At 37.3% G+C, this 15,383-nt stretch carries 16 protein-coding genes and 1 riboswitch; of the genes, 4 read left to right on the top strand and 12 right to left on the bottom strand.

Annotation, left to right across the window (positions count from 1 at the left end):
- Window positions 1–2: 2 nt before the first annotated feature.
- The 7 genes from NLW78_RS03500 to nikC all read right to left on the bottom strand — a co-directional run bounded on the left by NLW78_RS03500 (window position 3) and on the right by nikC (window position 6,622).
- Window positions 3–1,235 (bottom strand): hypothetical protein, encoded by a 1,233-nt coding sequence (locus NLW78_RS03500; protein WP_254495602.1) that lies wholly within the window; start codon window positions 1,233–1,235, stop codon window positions 3–5.
- On the bottom strand, window positions 1,222–1,923 hold the full coding sequence (locus NLW78_RS03495) for a response regulator transcription factor (RefSeq protein WP_254495601.1): 702 nt from the start codon (window positions 1,921–1,923) through the stop codon (window positions 1,222–1,224). The genes NLW78_RS03500 and NLW78_RS03495 overlap by 14 nt, the downstream gene beginning before the upstream one ends.
- Entirely contained in the window at window positions 1,901–2,692 is a 792-nt protein-coding gene (locus NLW78_RS03490; RefSeq protein WP_254495600.1) for a sensor histidine kinase, read from the bottom strand. The genes NLW78_RS03495 and NLW78_RS03490 overlap by 23 nt, the downstream gene beginning before the upstream one ends.
- 65 nt (window positions 2,693–2,757) lie before the next feature.
- Window positions 2,758–3,747, bottom strand: coding sequence for an ABC transporter ATP-binding protein (locus NLW78_RS03485; protein ID WP_254495599.1), 990 nt, complete (start codon window positions 3,745–3,747; stop codon window positions 2,758–2,760).
- Complete coding sequence (locus NLW78_RS03480; RefSeq protein WP_254495598.1) at window positions 3,722–4,750, bottom strand: ABC transporter ATP-binding protein; 1,029 nt, start codon at window positions 4,748–4,750, stop codon at window positions 3,722–3,724. The genes NLW78_RS03485 and NLW78_RS03480 overlap by 26 nt, the downstream gene beginning before the upstream one ends.
- 30 nt (window positions 4,751–4,780) lie before the next feature.
- Entirely contained in the window at window positions 4,781–5,701 is a 921-nt protein-coding gene (gene nikB / locus NLW78_RS03475; protein ID WP_254495597.1) for a nickel ABC transporter permease, read from the bottom strand.
- 12 nt (window positions 5,702–5,713) lie between these two features.
- Window positions 5,714–6,622, bottom strand: coding sequence for a nickel transporter permease (gene nikC, locus NLW78_RS03470; protein ID WP_254495596.1), 909 nt, complete (start codon window positions 6,620–6,622; stop codon window positions 5,714–5,716).
- A gap of 524 nt (window positions 6,623–7,146) precedes the next feature.
- Here nikC and NLW78_RS03465 point away from each other — a divergent pair.
- The gene (locus tag NLW78_RS03465) at window positions 7,147–8,703 is read left to right on the top strand and encodes a glutathione ABC transporter substrate-binding protein (protein ID WP_254495595.1); all 1,557 of its coding nucleotides are present in this window, start codon (window positions 7,147–7,149) and stop codon (window positions 8,701–8,703) included.
- Window positions 8,704–8,741: 38 nt separating this feature from the next.
- Here NLW78_RS03465 and NLW78_RS03460 read toward each other — a convergent pair whose 3' ends face one another.
- The 4 genes from NLW78_RS03460 to tenA are packed head-to-tail and all read right to left on the bottom strand — an operon-like array spanning window position 8,742 to window position 12,444.
- Entirely contained in the window at window positions 8,742–9,521 is a 780-nt protein-coding gene (locus NLW78_RS03460; RefSeq protein ID WP_254495594.1) for an energy-coupling factor transporter transmembrane component T family protein, read from the bottom strand.
- The gene (locus NLW78_RS03455; protein ID WP_254495593.1) at window positions 9,496–11,217 is read right to left on the bottom strand and encodes an ABC transporter ATP-binding protein; all 1,722 of its coding nucleotides are present in this window, start codon (window positions 11,215–11,217) and stop codon (window positions 9,496–9,498) included. Before NLW78_RS03455 ends, NLW78_RS03460 begins: the two co-directional genes overlap by 26 nt.
- Window positions 11,156–11,764 (bottom strand): ECF transporter S component, encoded by a 609-nt coding sequence (locus tag NLW78_RS03450; RefSeq protein WP_254495592.1) that lies wholly within the window; start codon window positions 11,762–11,764, stop codon window positions 11,156–11,158. The genes NLW78_RS03455 and NLW78_RS03450 overlap by 62 nt, the downstream gene beginning before the upstream one ends.
- Complete coding sequence (gene tenA / locus NLW78_RS03445; RefSeq protein ID WP_254495591.1) at window positions 11,761–12,444, bottom strand: thiaminase II; 684 nt, start codon at window positions 12,442–12,444, stop codon at window positions 11,761–11,763. Before tenA ends, NLW78_RS03450 begins: the two co-directional genes overlap by 4 nt.
- A 169-nt stretch (window positions 12,445–12,613) precedes the next feature.
- Window positions 12,614–12,717: riboswitch (TPP riboswitch) on the bottom strand.
- Window positions 12,718–13,034: 317 nt separating this feature from the next.
- Between tenA and NLW78_RS03440 the strand changes: the two genes are divergently transcribed.
- From NLW78_RS03440 to NLW78_RS03430, 3 genes are all read left to right on the top strand, one after another.
- Window positions 13,035–13,355: a hypothetical protein gene (locus NLW78_RS03440; protein WP_254495590.1), complete on the top strand. Its 321-nt coding sequence runs from the start codon at window positions 13,035–13,037 to the stop codon at window positions 13,353–13,355.
- 105 nt (window positions 13,356–13,460) lie between these two features.
- Complete coding sequence (locus NLW78_RS03435; protein WP_254495589.1) at window positions 13,461–13,841, top strand: MazG nucleotide pyrophosphohydrolase domain-containing protein; 381 nt, start codon at window positions 13,461–13,463, stop codon at window positions 13,839–13,841.
- Between the two features lie 19 nt (window positions 13,842–13,860).
- Complete coding sequence (locus NLW78_RS03430; RefSeq protein WP_254495588.1) at window positions 13,861–14,925, top strand: DmpA family aminopeptidase; 1,065 nt, start codon at window positions 13,861–13,863, stop codon at window positions 14,923–14,925.
- A 49-nt stretch (window positions 14,926–14,974) separates the two neighbouring features.
- Here the strand turns inward: NLW78_RS03430 and NLW78_RS03425 are convergent, their stop codons facing one another.
- Complete coding sequence (locus NLW78_RS03425; protein WP_254495587.1) at window positions 14,975–15,382, bottom strand: hypothetical protein; 408 nt, start codon at window positions 15,380–15,382, stop codon at window positions 14,975–14,977.
- Window position 15,383: the final 1 nt, after the last annotated feature.

Here is a 15,383-nt window from a genome sequence, read left to right as displayed (position 1 = left end):
TTTTATGTGTTGCTTATGCTTTCTTTTTCTGTAGGTTCAAACTTCACTAATGATAAGTATACGGATAAACCGAAGGCAATTAGCACACCAATTTCAAATTGTAGTCGGAGTAAAGATAAATACCCTATCCCTGAACTAAATATAATTGTTAACGGAAAATGTATGCTTAATGTGCTCTTCGTCCAGAGTAGTTTTATAAAGGCTGGTAAAAAAGCAGCGTATACAATACCAAACAAGAAAAATAAAGTTAAAAAGTCGTGAAGCCAGCTTGTACCATACATAAATGGAACGAGCAAAAACAGCCCGTACGGAAATCGATTTTGATCATTCTCCCGGTAACGATTAAAAATTCTCGTCTCCATTTCAAATGTATCTAACAATATATATATAAATAAAATAGCTAAAGTCATATATATAAATTCTTGATTTAAAAAGGAAAACAAGTTTTCGAAGACCGTAACAATCCCATGGAAAAAGCCTATATAAACCATCGCATATGTGATAGCTGCAAAAGCTATACCAATAGATGACCAAACGAATGCTACCATATAAGGCGATCGGTACGATTGTCTACTTCGTAACTTCACTAACGCCTGCCATGTAATTGGGTCAATGATAAGCTTCCCACAAAGAATAAGAAACGACACGATAAAGAACATTCCAACGCTTTTTCCGTCTACATATAATAAATACGGATGGTAAAGCCGAACTCCATTATAAACTTGTTCTAAACTCTTCGTCATAAATATATAAACAAGCAATCCAGTAATCGTTAGTAAAAATAGACCAACCTTTACATGATGGCGGTGCGGTGCACCTGGTTTAAACTGAACCATAAATATAGCCAATAGTAAAAAAATAAACATACTAACCTGCATCGATATCAAAAACAACGCATGTAATATATATGCCCCACCTAAGGCTAATAAATAAAGTTGGAAAAACGATAATAATCGTAACAGAGCAACGGTAAGATCATATCCATCCGTTGTAAAATGTTGAAATAGTTTTTCCCCTAAAGTAGGTTCCATTTTTCCAAAACGATTCCGAAATACTACTGTTATAAAAAAAACAGCTAAAAATAACGCTATACTATAGACAAAATTATGAAGGAACCCATGGCGAAGCGAAATCGCAATTGGTATAAATAAGATGAATGGGGACAACCATCTTGACAACATTAAAATAGATGGTTGGCTTCCCATCGTAGGAAATAGCGGATTAACGTTCTTCATTTGACTTTCCCTCTTGACGAAACGCTTTTGGTGTCAGCCCTGTTTTTTTCTTAAATACAGAACTAAAATAATGTAGACTACCAAACCCACATTCTTCCGCAATTGTCGAGATGTTGTCACCTTTTCCTTTTAACCTCTGCTTAGCAACTTCTATTCGGTAATTCAAAAGAAAATCTGAAAAGGTTACCCCCACCTCATTGCGAAATTTTCGACTTAAATAAGACGGATTAGCATAAAGTTCTTGTGCTAAAACAGATAGGTTTAATTTTTCGTGATAATGCTCCTGAATATATTGAACAGCCTTGGTTACTAAATTGGAATGGTCCATTTCCTTTGCATACTTTTGTAAAATTTCCAGGAATTCACTTTCAATTACAGGCTTTGTGATATAGTCGCTTACCCCTACTTGAATTGCCTCCCGTGCATATTCAAAATCCTGATGGGCTGAAAGCATAATTATGTTTGTATAAGGGGATTGATCTTTCATGATTTTCGCTAACTCTAAACCTGATTTCCCTGGCAATTCAATATCCAGGATCGCCAAATGGATTTCCTCGTGTTTAATCACCTCTAATGCTTGGCTTCCGTCCATACCTGTATAGGTATCCCAATGTGGATAGGTATTACTGATCATATGCTTTAATTGTTCCAATACAAATGGCTCATCATCTACGAGTAATATGCTCATAAACACTCACACCCTCACTTGTTTCTTCCGTATGATAAGGAAACTGGATGGTTACCCTAGTCCCCTCTTTTAAAGGTTCCAAGTTTACATTTACTTGTTCACGATTAAATAACAATTCCAATCGTTTTTGGATATTTTCTAACCCGTGACCCGAATCGGTTTGTTGAGGAGTAGAATCAAGCCCTGTACCATTATCACTAACTTCAATAATGACAATGTCCTCATCTCGATAACAATGGATGCTTAATATTTTCTTACCTACTTTTTTCTCTAAACCGTGTTTAAACGCATTTTCGGTCACCGTTTGAAGGATGTATGGCGGGACAAGTGCATCAAGTACATCATCCTTAATATCTTTCTGAATTGTTAAAAATTCACCAAACCGATTTTGTTGTATCGTTAAATAATAAACGGTGTAATTTAATTCCTTTTGAAATGGAATTAAATATTCTTTCACTTGGTATTTAAACTTCAGCAGGTTCGATAAGCTTTCCAATGTTTGAATCATCAGTTTCTTCTTATCTAACCGAGCTAAGCCTAATATTAAATTGATCGTATTAAATAAAAAATGAGGGTGAATTTGTGCATTTAATTGCATATATTGGCTATGTTCAAATTCTTTTTCTAACTCTGCTTTTTGCTTTTCTACAGTTAATAGTCGGAATTCCCTCTCATATGCCATATTCATAAACAACACGATAGAACCAATTATCGGTACAAATACAGCTATAATGATTAAGGCAGAAAACATCTGCTGTGTTAAAAACATCCTTATCACTCTTCATAAGTTTTATATTTTATTCTACAGCAAATTTCGACAAATTTCACTACTCGTTAATCTGTATAAAAACATGATACCTTTTGCAAGCCATCCTTTTGTTCTAAGACAGGTTCATTTTCTTTACAGTATTCCGTAGCTATCGGACAACGTGTATGAAAACGACAACCTGATGGTGGGTTAATTGGTGATGGAACATCACCTTGTAAAATAATCCGTTCCTTCTTTTTCTTCCGATTCGGTTCTGGAATGGAAGAAAGCAACGCTTTTGTATAAGGATGTTTCGGATTTTCAAATATTTCTTTCTTCGATCCAATTTCTACAATTTTCCCTAAATACATGACCATCACACGGTCGGAAATGTGACGTACAACCCCTAAATCGTGGGAAATAAACAGGTACGTGAAATTATATTCTTTTTGTAACTTTTTCAACAAATTCAAAATTTGGGCTTGTACAGATACATCCAAGGCGGAAACTGCCTCATCACAAATAATGAGTTTTGGATTTGCAGCTAATGCTCGTGCAATCCCAATACGTTGTCGTTGTCCACCACTAAATTCATGGGGAAAACGAGTAATATATTCAGGTCTTAATCCTACTTGCTCTAGTAATTCTTTCACTCGCTCTTTTCGCTCTTTCGCAGACATATTATGAAGAATTTGTAATGCTTCTTCTAATATGCGTCCAACCGTTTGACGTGGGTTTAAGGATGCAAACGGATCCTGGAATATAACTTGAATATCCTTCCGGACATGACGCATTTGACCATTACTTAAACTAAGTAAATCTGTCTCGTCAAACATAACATTCCCTTCCGTCGGATCTTCAAGTCGAAGTATAGCACGCCCAGTTGTAGACTTCCCACAACCAGACTCTCCTACAATACTTAGCGTCTCCCCTGGATATACATCAAAGGAAATATCATCAACAGCTTTTACATGATTCACTGTTCTGGAAAAAAAGCCACCTTTGATTGGGAAGTATTGCTTTAAGTTCGTTACCTTCAATAGGGGTGTTTTAGTTTCCTGCGCTGGTGTTGACATATTCTTCTACCTCCCCTGCGTTTTCCCATTCCTCTGTATACGCTAAACAACGTACAGTACGATCACCAACTGACACGAATTCAGGTGATTTCGTATGACAGATATCTTTTGCTAGTGGACATCTTGGTGCAAAACGACATCCTTCTGGCATATTATCCGGACTTGGGACTGTCCCTTTTATTGCATACAATTCTTCTTGATCTTCGTCAATTCGTGGAATTGATTTTAGAAGCCCCTTCGTATACGGGTGAAGTGGTTCATCAAACAATGAATCTACATCCGTATATTCCACAACCTTGCCGGCATACATAACGAGAACTTTATCACATGTATCTGCTACAACACCAAGATCGTGCGTAATCATAATTACTGACGAATTAAAATCTTGCTGTAATTTTTTCAGTAAGTCTAATATTTGGGCTTGGATTGTTACATCCAACGCTGTCGTCGGCTCGTCTGCAATTAATAGAGACGGATTACATGATAGAGCCATCGCAATCATGACACGTTGGCGCATTCCTCCACTTAATTCATGGGGCTCTTGTTTTGCCCGTTTTTCTGGGGAAGGTATCCCCACAAGACGTAGCATGTCCACCGCTTGATCCCATGCTTCTTTTCGTGGTAGTTGTTGGTGAATACGGATTGCTTCTGCAATTTGCTCTCCCACAGAATATACGGGATTAAGAGATGTCATCGGCTCCTGGAATATCATGGAAATTTGATTTCCGCGAATTTTTCGCATTTCTTCCTCTGTTTTGTCCAGTAGGTTTTCACCGTTAAAAGAGATGTTATCAGCCATGACCTTACCCGGTGGTTCCGGAACGAGTCGCATTAAGGATAGTGAGGTCATACTTTTACCACAACCAGACTCCCCTACAATTCCTAATGTTTCTCCTTGCTTTAATTCAAAATCAACGCCATCTACAACTTTTAGTTCTTTATCATCTACATAAAAGTAGGTTCGTAAATTTTCTACTTTTAATAATGTCTTTTTCTCTTCCATTTATAACCCTCCCTTTTTGGGATCTACTTTTTAGTTCAAATCCACTCGTTTGTTTAGAAAACGGTACGTAATATCAACTAACATATTTACGAAAACGAATATAACAGAAACAAATAAAATGGAACCTTGAACAAGTGGTATATCTCTCATTCGAATCGCATCAACCATCATTCGTCCAACTCCATTAATAGCGAATACAGTTTCTGTTAATACTGTTCCACCAAGTAATGCACCAAACTGTAATCCTACGACAGTAACAACTGGAATCAAAGCATTTTTCAGTGCGTGTTTATACGTAATGTATTGCCTCTTTACCCCTTTTGCACGTGCAGTACGAATGTAATCTTGACGGATAACTTCTAACATACTAGAACGAGTCATTCGGGCAACAATTGCTGCTCCACTCGTTCCTAACGTAATGGCTGGCAAGACGACGTGGGCAAAGCTTCCCCACCCTGCAACCGGGAATATTTGAAATGTAACGGAAAAATATAAAATTAACATTAAACCTAACCAGAAGTTTGGTAAGGATACACCAATGAGCGCAAATACCATAATCCCGATATCAGATGGCTTATTCTGTCTCATTGCTGCAATAATTCCAGCAAACATACCTAGTACAATAGTAATTAAAATACTCCATACCGCTAACTCAATAGTTACTGGTAAACGAACTAAAATTTCATCAAGTACAGGACGACCGGAACGAATGGAAGTTCCTAAGTCTCCTTGGATAACATTTTTCAAGTAATCAAAATATTGAATGTATAAAGGTTGATCCAGTCCGAGCTGTTTTCTGAGTGCATCAACTTGTGATTGTGTTGCACTCTCGCCAGCTAGTAACACAGCAGGATCACCTGGTACCATTTGCATTATTAAAAAGATAACTAACGTAACCCCAAGTAATACCGGGATCATTTGCAAAAACCGTCGTACGATAAATGCGGCCATGTTTAACACTCCTTATTGTTTCATTCTTGGATCGAGAACATCACGTAAACCATCACCTAATAAGTTAAAGCCTAATACAACAAATGCGATTGCTAAACCAGGGAAAGCAGCAACGTGTGGTGCAGAATATAAAAAGCTTCGTCCCTGTGATAACATCGCTCCCCATTCCGGTGATGGCGGCTGTGCGCCCATGCCAAGGAAGGATAGTCCTGCTGCGGACAAGATAGCTGTAGCTAGACGTAAAGTCCCTTGCACAATGATTGGTGATAAAATGTTCGGTAATATATGAACGAATATGATTCGACCATCCGTTGCACCTAGTGATCGAATCGCATCTACATATTCCATTTTCTTTTCAGATAACGTTGAGCCTCGAACAATACGTGCAAACGTCGGTATAGAGAATATACCAATTGCAATCATAACGTTAATTAAGCTTGGTCCCAGAGCACTAATAATCGCTAATGCTAATAAGATTCCCGGGAATGCTAACAGAACATCGATAAAACGCATGATGGCTGTATCTAACCATCTTCCGTAATACCCGGCAACTAGTCCTAAAATAATTCCAACAATAGCACCAATTGCAACGGAGATAACACCTACTGCCAGTGACAGCCTTGACCCCATAATGACACGGCTTAATATATCTCGGCCCTTGTCATCTGTACCCATCCAATGATCCCAAGAAGGTCCTTGAAGCTTTTTCATTAAATCAACTTGAGTAGGATCATAAGGTGCAATCCACGGGGCGAAGATAGCTACCAAGGCAAATAATCCTATAATAAGCCCACCCGCTACTGCCATCCTATTTTTCATAATCTTCTTCATTACGTCAAAAAATTGTTCCAGCTTTACATTTGTATAGGAAACGTTAACGACTTCCTGTGTTTCTGCTTCCTTTGCTACATTGTTGTTCATGATGACCACCTCGTTTCTTTCAAATCGTTATACAAAAATTATCAGAAAATGTCGATTATTTGTTATGTTTTTTCTATTTTGTCATCATTCCTTAAATTTAAGTAAAGAAAACAGAAACACAAAATTCAGAAATTTTTTATAATAGGAGAAACGCGCAAGGTGGTAGTCCATCAAATATTCCTCTACTAGCTCCAACAAGTCGGAAGAAAGTTATATGAAGTAGATAACCTTTATCTTTCTATGAAGCCAGCTTCTTCCACTTTATGTTGCTAGTAACCTTTCAATTTGCTTAAATGCACTTCTTTCTACCATGGACAATCCACAATCGCGTCGTTATCATCTGCATTTCTTAATAATGATGATTACAATTCATGCAATATGGTAGAAAGGCATGTATACGAGCGCTAGCTACTGCATGGCGGTGATTACCTTTGGAATTGTTTGAACGAATGTTCGACAACTTCCACATAATTGTTGGGCAGTCTTGTCCATACAAAAATAAATCTATATTAGGGGGAAATACGATGAACTTTAAAAAGCCGTTTTATCTACTTATGATGACAGCTTTACTATCCGTCTTCATCGTCGGATGTGCACAAGAACCAGATAGTGATTCAAATAGTTCCGGTAATGGAGCTGATGGTGGAGAACTAATTATTAGTGTCCTTTCGGATGCAGCGCAATTAGACCCACATAAAGGAACAGATATTCCTTCCGCGATCGTATATCACGGAAAAATTTATGAAGGTTTAGTAAAGCAGAACAAAGAAATGGAAGTACTTCCAAACCTTGCAACAGGTTGGGAACAACTTGATGACAACACTTGGGAATTCTACCTGCGTGATGACGTTGTCTTCCATGACGGCGCAGAATTTAACGCTGAAGCCGTTAAGAAAAATTTCGAACGTATTTTAGATGAGGAAACTGCATCTCCTCGTAAAAAACTGTTTGAAATGATTGAAGAGATTGTAGTAGTAGATGATTACACTATTCAATTCGTTACAGAGTACCCATTTGCTCCGTTACTATCTAACTTCGCTCACTATGCTGGTGGAATTGTGAGTCCTAAAGCAATTGATGAGCATGGGTCTGATTTAGGACAAAATCCTGCTGGTACAGGTCCTTTCGTATTTGAGAACTGGATCCCGGGACAAGAAATTGAACTTGTTAAAAACGAAAATTACTGGGGCGACAAGCCAAAAATTGATTCTGTTGTATTCCAAGTGATTCCAGAAGATGCAACACGAATTTCACTTGTTGAAACTGGAGAAAGCCACATTGCTGATCCAGTACCAGTTACAGAAATTGAGCGAGTAGAAAATAGTCCAAACATGAATTTAGTTCGTAGTACTGGTCTAGGTATTGACTATATCGGTTTTAACACACAAAAAGCACCATTTAATAACAAGTTAGTACGCCAAGCAATTAACTACGCAGTTGACACTGATATCATTTTAGAAGGTGTATTTAACGGTGTAGGAACAAAGGCAGAAGGTCCTATGGGTCCTGGTGTTTGGGGTTATAGCGACAAAGTTGAAGGTTATGGTTATGATCTGGAGAAAGCAAAACAACTTCTTAAAGAAGCGGGCTATGAAGATGGATTTAAAACTTCTATCTGGACTAATGATAACCAGGCACGTGTAGATGTAGCTGAAGTTGTTGCTTCACAATTAAAAGGAATTGGTATCGATGTTGAAATTAAAGTAATGGAATGGGGCGCATACCTAGAATCAACGAAGAAAGGTGAACATGATATGTTCGTTCTTGGTTGGTCTAACATGACTGGTGACGCTGACTACAACCAGTATTTCCTATTCCATACAGATGCTCACGGTGCTGAAGGTAACCGTACGTTCTACGATAACGCTGATGTCGACGAGTATATCGACCTTGGACGTAAAGAATCAAACGTTGAAAAACGTCTAGAATACTATGAAAAAGCACAATTACAGGAAGTAGAAGATGCACCAATGATCTTCCTTCGTAATGATGAAGACATTTCAGCTGTTGGTAAAAATGTTGACGGATTCTGGGTTCACCCATCTGGAATTTATATGATCAATGACGTAACAATCAACTAATGACTAAAGAGCCTGACACAACGATGTGTCAGGCTCTTTTATACTGTATATACCTTCCTCAGAACATATAAACTAAGAAACACTATTAGGATACCCCCGAAATAGATTACGTCATATCTCGTCCATCGAATGGAATCATAATAACTACGATCTCGACCACCGTCAAATCCTTTTGATTCCATTGCAATTGCCACTCTTTCTGCCTTTCGAATACCACTAGCTAATAAAGGGACCGTATAACGTTTCATTTCTTTCACTCTTTCTTTAAACCCTTTTGGTTTGCCGAGTCCTCTAATTCGGTGAGCAGTACGCATTTGATTTAACTCCTGTCGGAACATTGGTAGGAATTGATAAGCTGCCATCACACCATAACCGAAACGAGGGGGAAGTTTACAATTTTGAATTAAACTGAGCATAAGCTTTGTTGGCTCAGTGGTGAGAACAAACAACATTGACCATGAAACAAATACTAGAGATCGTAACCCCAGGGATAATCCCACCATTACATTTTCGAGTGCTACAGGAAAGCTGCCAATATGAAATAATATTGTAGCACCTGTTTCATCAGGAAAAACAACTTGTATCCATAAAAAGCTAAAAGCAAATAAGGTGAAAGGAAGCAATATGAATAATAAGAAACGGATCGGAATGTTTCCTAAGAGAGTAATACTCATAATGGTAATGATGAGCAAACATAACGGTGTCCAAGGATCAAAGACGAAAGCCAAAAATCCAATCACAACAAATAAGCTAGCAAGCTTAGCAACTGGATTCACTTTTTGTAAAAAGTGATTACTTTTTTGATAGTTTGCTAACATACACCCCCCCTTTCTTCACTTCCATAATTGCTTTATCTAAATTGTAGGAAACTGGCAAAGTTAAGGAAGCTTTTTCTAAAATAGATGTTCTTTGAAAAAAGGATTCTACGTCACCTTCATACTGAATTTCTCCCTCATTTAATAAAATAACTTTGTTTGCGTATTGATAGACGAGATCCATATCATGAGTAATCATAAAAATCGTCTTTCCTTTACCATTTTCCCTTTGCAATAAGGTCATTAACCGATCTGTATTCACTTCGTCTTGACCAAATGTTGGTTCATCTAGAATTAATAAATCTTGAGCATGAGCAAGCATCGATGCTACAGAAAGTCGTCGTTTTTGTCCTTGACTTAATGAAAACGGGTTAGAGAATCGTTTTTTCTCGAGTTGAAATTGCTTCAATAGATGATCAACCTGTTCATTCATCATTTGCTCTTCCAGACCAAGTAATGTCATTCCATAGGTTAGTTCTTCTTCAACCGTATCACAAACAAATTGATGCTCAGGATTTTGAAAAACATACCCAATTCGTTTTAATAGATCATTCGTATGTGCCGGTTTTCCATGCAGTCTGATCTCACCTTCAGCAGACAGTATTCCGATTAAAATTTTAGCTAACGTACTCTTTCCTACACCGTTTGGTCCTACGACTGCTATAAATTCTCCTTTATGTATCGTCATATTAATATTTCGTAATGTAAGGTTTTCGCTATAACCAAAGGAAATATTCCGCAATTGTATAACAGGTGGACCCATTTTGCTCTTCTTGTTTTCAATTATAAGTGGGAGGTTGGTCTTTTCTGGAAGCTTTGCTTTCTTCCATTCTTGTTCCCATTCCATTAACGTAAAAGGAACACGGGTCCAATTAACTCCTTGCTTTTCTAAGTCCTTTGCAAAACGATACACTTTCGGAATCCATATGCCTTCTTCTTGTAATGTTTTTGTATATTTTTCGAACACTGATTTAGGTTTATCGTCTGCAATCATACTCCCTTTCGCACCCATTGCAATAATACGATCGATATAAGGCAACACATGATCTACCTTATGTTCAATAAAAATAACAGTTTTATTGAACTCAGTCGCTAATTTATTTACAAGTTGAAACAGGCTTTCTGTTGCCTGCGGGTCTAAATTGGCTGTTGGTTCATCAAGAATCAAAATATCTGGATCCATCGCTAGTAAACATGCAAAACCGAGCTTCTGCTTCATTCCTCCGGATAAATCATGAATGTTTGCATTCCGCCATTCCATTAATCCTACTTGGTCAAGCGCTTCATTTAAACGGTAATGCATCTCTGCTTTACTTAACCGTAAATTTTCTAATCCAAATAAAATTTCATCTTTTACGGTTAACATACAAAACTGTGCCTCAGGATTTTGAAACAGTACTCCAATTCGCTTACTTACTTCCCATAACGATATACTTGTTACCGATTTTGATTCAATGATAACTTCACCTGACTTGTTTGCGTCAATCGTCCTCGGAATAATACCATTAAGGGTAAGAGAAAGGGTGCTTTTTCCACCCCCACTCGGCCCTAGAATAAGCACCTTTTCCCCTTTTCTTACGTTCAGATTTACATTTTGTATGGTTGGATTCCTTTCAAGGGGATAATGAACGGTTACATCACTGCTCTTGAGAAGCATACTGTTCATTCCTTTGCTCGTGATATATTTTTCCAAGTGCAAAGTTAGCAAGCACCCCTGTACGACTTAAACCATCTGCAATGCTCTTACTGCCCCAACCGGCTATAAGTGCTCCACTAATAACCATTGCCATAAACATAAGTCCTGTTAGAATATTGGAATATTGGCTATAACCGTACAAGAAGTAAATGGTCATGAAATTCGCTGATGTCCCAAATATACCGGCTAACATTAACACTGGAAGTCGATAGTTACGATATAAAAATATAGCAAACGCTAACTCTGCTCCTATACCTTGAGTAAAGCCTAGAAGTAATACGACCCCTGCATTTACAGAACCGACTAAAACCTCAATCGTTGCTGCAATCAACTCTGCAATAAGAGCTACACCCGGTTTACGAATAATATAAGCGCATAGAATAGGCGCAATAATCCAGAAACCAGAAATAAATCCCCACCCTACTGGTCCAAATGTGGCCTGAATAAACTGACCGAAAAATATCCATACCAAATATAAAACACCAAAAACGGCGGCAATAGCTGCCATAACAATAATTTCCCGTAAGTTTAATCCTTTGGTCGTCTTCATTTCACTCTTTCACCTTGAACAGGCCAATCTTGAACACGATATGCCATATCAAAGAACATCCATTCCAACTGACTACTCGTCATAAAGTGATCATACATTTTTTGTTTCTCTTCCTCTGTTGATTGTTCTGCTATTTCATCAAGTCGTTGTAAATAAACATTCATTCGCGGCTCTTCTTGGGCCCCGTAGAATGTAATCCAATCATAGAATGGGTGGTCCTCATGAATCTCAAACTCTTCTAAAATTCTCTTTCCAACATACAAGTAAATCCAAGGACATGGTAACGTTACTGCTAAAGTTTCACCTAATGTTCCTTCTTGAGAAACGTTTAACATATGACTAACATAATGTTGTGCCGTTGGTGCTAAAGGGTATCCTTGCAAATCTTCATATTTTACTCCAGCTACTTCACAAAAGTTGTTATGGGGATGAATCTCACTGTTAAGAATAAAATCGATACCTGTGTTAAACATTTCCATGTCCTCACGATTTGTACACTTAGCCATCCCAAACGCCCGGGACTGAATCATCGCATTTAAATATTCGAAATCCTGCTTTACGTAATGAATTAACTGATCTTTCTCCACCTCTCCTTTTGCAATTCCTTGAATAAATGGGTGATGAAAACACGCATCAAAAATGTGATCCGCTTCGTTACGTAATTGTTGTGAAAAACTCATAAACAAATTCCTCCTCTTTCCTATGTATTGTTCAACTTAATGAGGAAGTCACATAGGGGAGAATCTCTATAAACATAAAAAAGCCGCTCCTGGTGGAGCGACTTGGAAATTAGATAGGAAAAAGAATACACGAATGCATATAAATTACAGACGCATAGACTAATAACAATAAAAGTCGTCTCCACTTCCCTCCGCTAGTACTAACTAGATCAGGTTCAAAGGGACTAAGGATTACATCCTTTTCTCAGCCAAATGGCGCCCCTAGTGGACTTCCATATTAAGTTGTTTAACACAATATCACACTGCTTTGACCTTGTCAAAAGTATATGTATGATGCAATTTCAACAATCATTCATTTTTATATAAAGAATCATTGGTAAAAATTTAGACTGATGTTATTGGTTGACCCAGACCTATTAGTCTTAAATCTGTTAATTTTATCACTATAATAAGGGACAAACACTTATAGTTTTTCCTTGAACAAATAATCTACGATTCTCTCAATATGGATATCAGTAGTATTTAATTGATGTATTTGCAAATCTTCTTCTTTAATCAACATAGGAAATGGTGCTGATGTATTTGGAAATATGAATTTGATCGGTAATGTGAACGCAGCTTATATACGTAGCCTTAATGATTGGAACCATCACATTGATCATTTTAATCAAGTTAAAAATACATCACTAATAAAAACATTTGTTCAGAAATTAACTATGACAGAACCAATCACTTATCAAGATATTAAAGATAAAATCGGAAATCGTAATAACAACAATACGAAAGAACTATCAATACAACTCCAAGATGGAACGACAGTATATCTCATGTTAATAAAAGGCGGGTACATACATTACGGTATTGGTGGCGTTTATTTTCATATGAATGATGAAGTTTTTTCACAATTGTAGGAAGAAATAGATAGATAGATGTATTTAAAAGGGCTCTAGTTACATTAGAGCCCTTTTTATATGATACAATTTTTTATAATGAAAAAAATTATAGAGGTGTTTTAAATGAAAGAAATGCAAGCTTTCTCTAAAGAATTTGTAAAATATATGAACTGGGAAATAGATGATGAAAGTTACGAAAAGAGCCGAGCTTCCTTATTAAACAATTACATGCTCCTTACTACAGAGGTTGGCGAAGTAGCTGAAGAGTTGCGAACGATGTTTAACTTAACGAACAAAGATATTCAAAACGGAATCTCCGAAGAAGAGGCGTTTCAGCATGCAATCGAAAATGTAAAGGATAACTTAGGTAAGGAAATGGCTGATTGTATTGCATACTTAATGAAAATCGCAAACTTTTTTGAAATCGACTTAGAAAACGCATATTATAAAAAGATGGAAGAGGTAAAGAAACGGAAAAATAAAGACGTTCGATATATAAAGTAAAGTAGCCGAGGTGAAGTTCATGCACAACAAAAAACGGATTCGTGATTATGGAGTTACCATTGGGGAGCTTGCGACTGGACCGCGAAATGCCATAACAGATGTTGAAGGTGTAACGGTTGGACAAGTTACCCTTAGTAATGGCGAGCAACAGACTGGAGTTACTGCCATCCTTCCCCATCAAGGGAATACATTTCAAGAAAAGCTGATTGGTTCGAGTCATGTTTTAAATGGGTTTGGGAAAACAACTGGCACTGTTCAATTAGCAGAACTAGGTACATTAGAAACCCCAATCGTATTAACAAATACATTGAGTGTAGGAGTTGCGATGGATGCAGTTATATCCTATATGTTAGAGCATAACCGGGAAATAGGCCGTACAACAGGAACAGTTAATCCAGTTGTTGGGGAATGTAACGACATGTTACTTAACGATATTCGGGCAGGATTTGTTGGGAAGGAGCATGTATTACAAGCATTAGAAACAGCAGATTCAAATTTTGATGAAGGAGCAGTTGGTGCAGGAACAGGAACATTATGTTATTCGTTAAAAGGTGGTATTGGTTCTGCATCTCGAAAAATTAAACTCGATCACGGCATATATACAATTGGTGTACTCGTTCAATCTAACTTTGGCATTTTACGTGATTTAACGGTAAACGGTAAATATGTTGGTCAGGAATTAAAGGATTATATAGAAAGAGATTATGAAGAAAAAGACAAAGGTTCCATTATGATGGTCGTTGCTACTGACTTACCCGTATCTGAACGACAGCTAAATCGAATGATCAAACGTACGGCAAATGGATTGGCGCGAACTGGTTCAATTATGACAAACGGCAGTGGCGAAATTGCCATTGGGTTTTCAACCGCAACAACCATTCCCCATGCAAACAACAAGGACATCATTTCAACTAAAATGATACACGACGATGATTTAGATGTTGCTTTTCGTGCCGTTGGAGAAGCAACAGAAGAAGCAGTACTTAATTCTTTAGTAACCGCCCATGAAGTAGTAGGACGGGACGGGAATAAGCGCCCTGCTTTCAAAGATCTATTAAAAAAATATCAAATATCATTAGTATAAAAAAGGAAGGAGCATGAAAACTCATGCTCCTTCCTTTTTTATATTTGTTTTATTCAGTTTTTAATACAACTGAATTCATTTTATCGGGGTTAATTTTTATTTTCACTAAGGTATCATGTATAGAACTTTCAACCTTTTCGTTTTTAAAGGTAACTATGATCTTTTCGTCGCTTTGCCCCACATCCACTTCACTATAAATCTTCGAATGTGCGTAAATATAGTGGCGGTTGTTAGTCTCGTCATTAATTTCATATATTCTTGTTGGAGTTTGATCTGATTCGTTTAACCACTTTAGTATTTTATCCTTATCTTCCTGTTCAATTACGTCCATTTCAAATGAGTAAGTAAACTCACTGTTCGTGTTGCTAGTAGTGCTCGTATTGTTCTTACATCCAATGAAAAATAATATAAATACTGACAGAATGAATATCTTTATATTCGTACTTCTCCCCTTCAAT

This window comes from Salirhabdus salicampi (genome assembly GCF_024259515.1).
Lineage (GTDB): Bacteria > Bacillota > Bacilli > Bacillales > Alkalibacillaceae > Salirhabdus_A > Salirhabdus_A salicampi.
The sequence above is the reverse complement of the archived record's forward strand: the minus strand, read 5'-3'. Positions and strand labels throughout refer to the sequence as shown.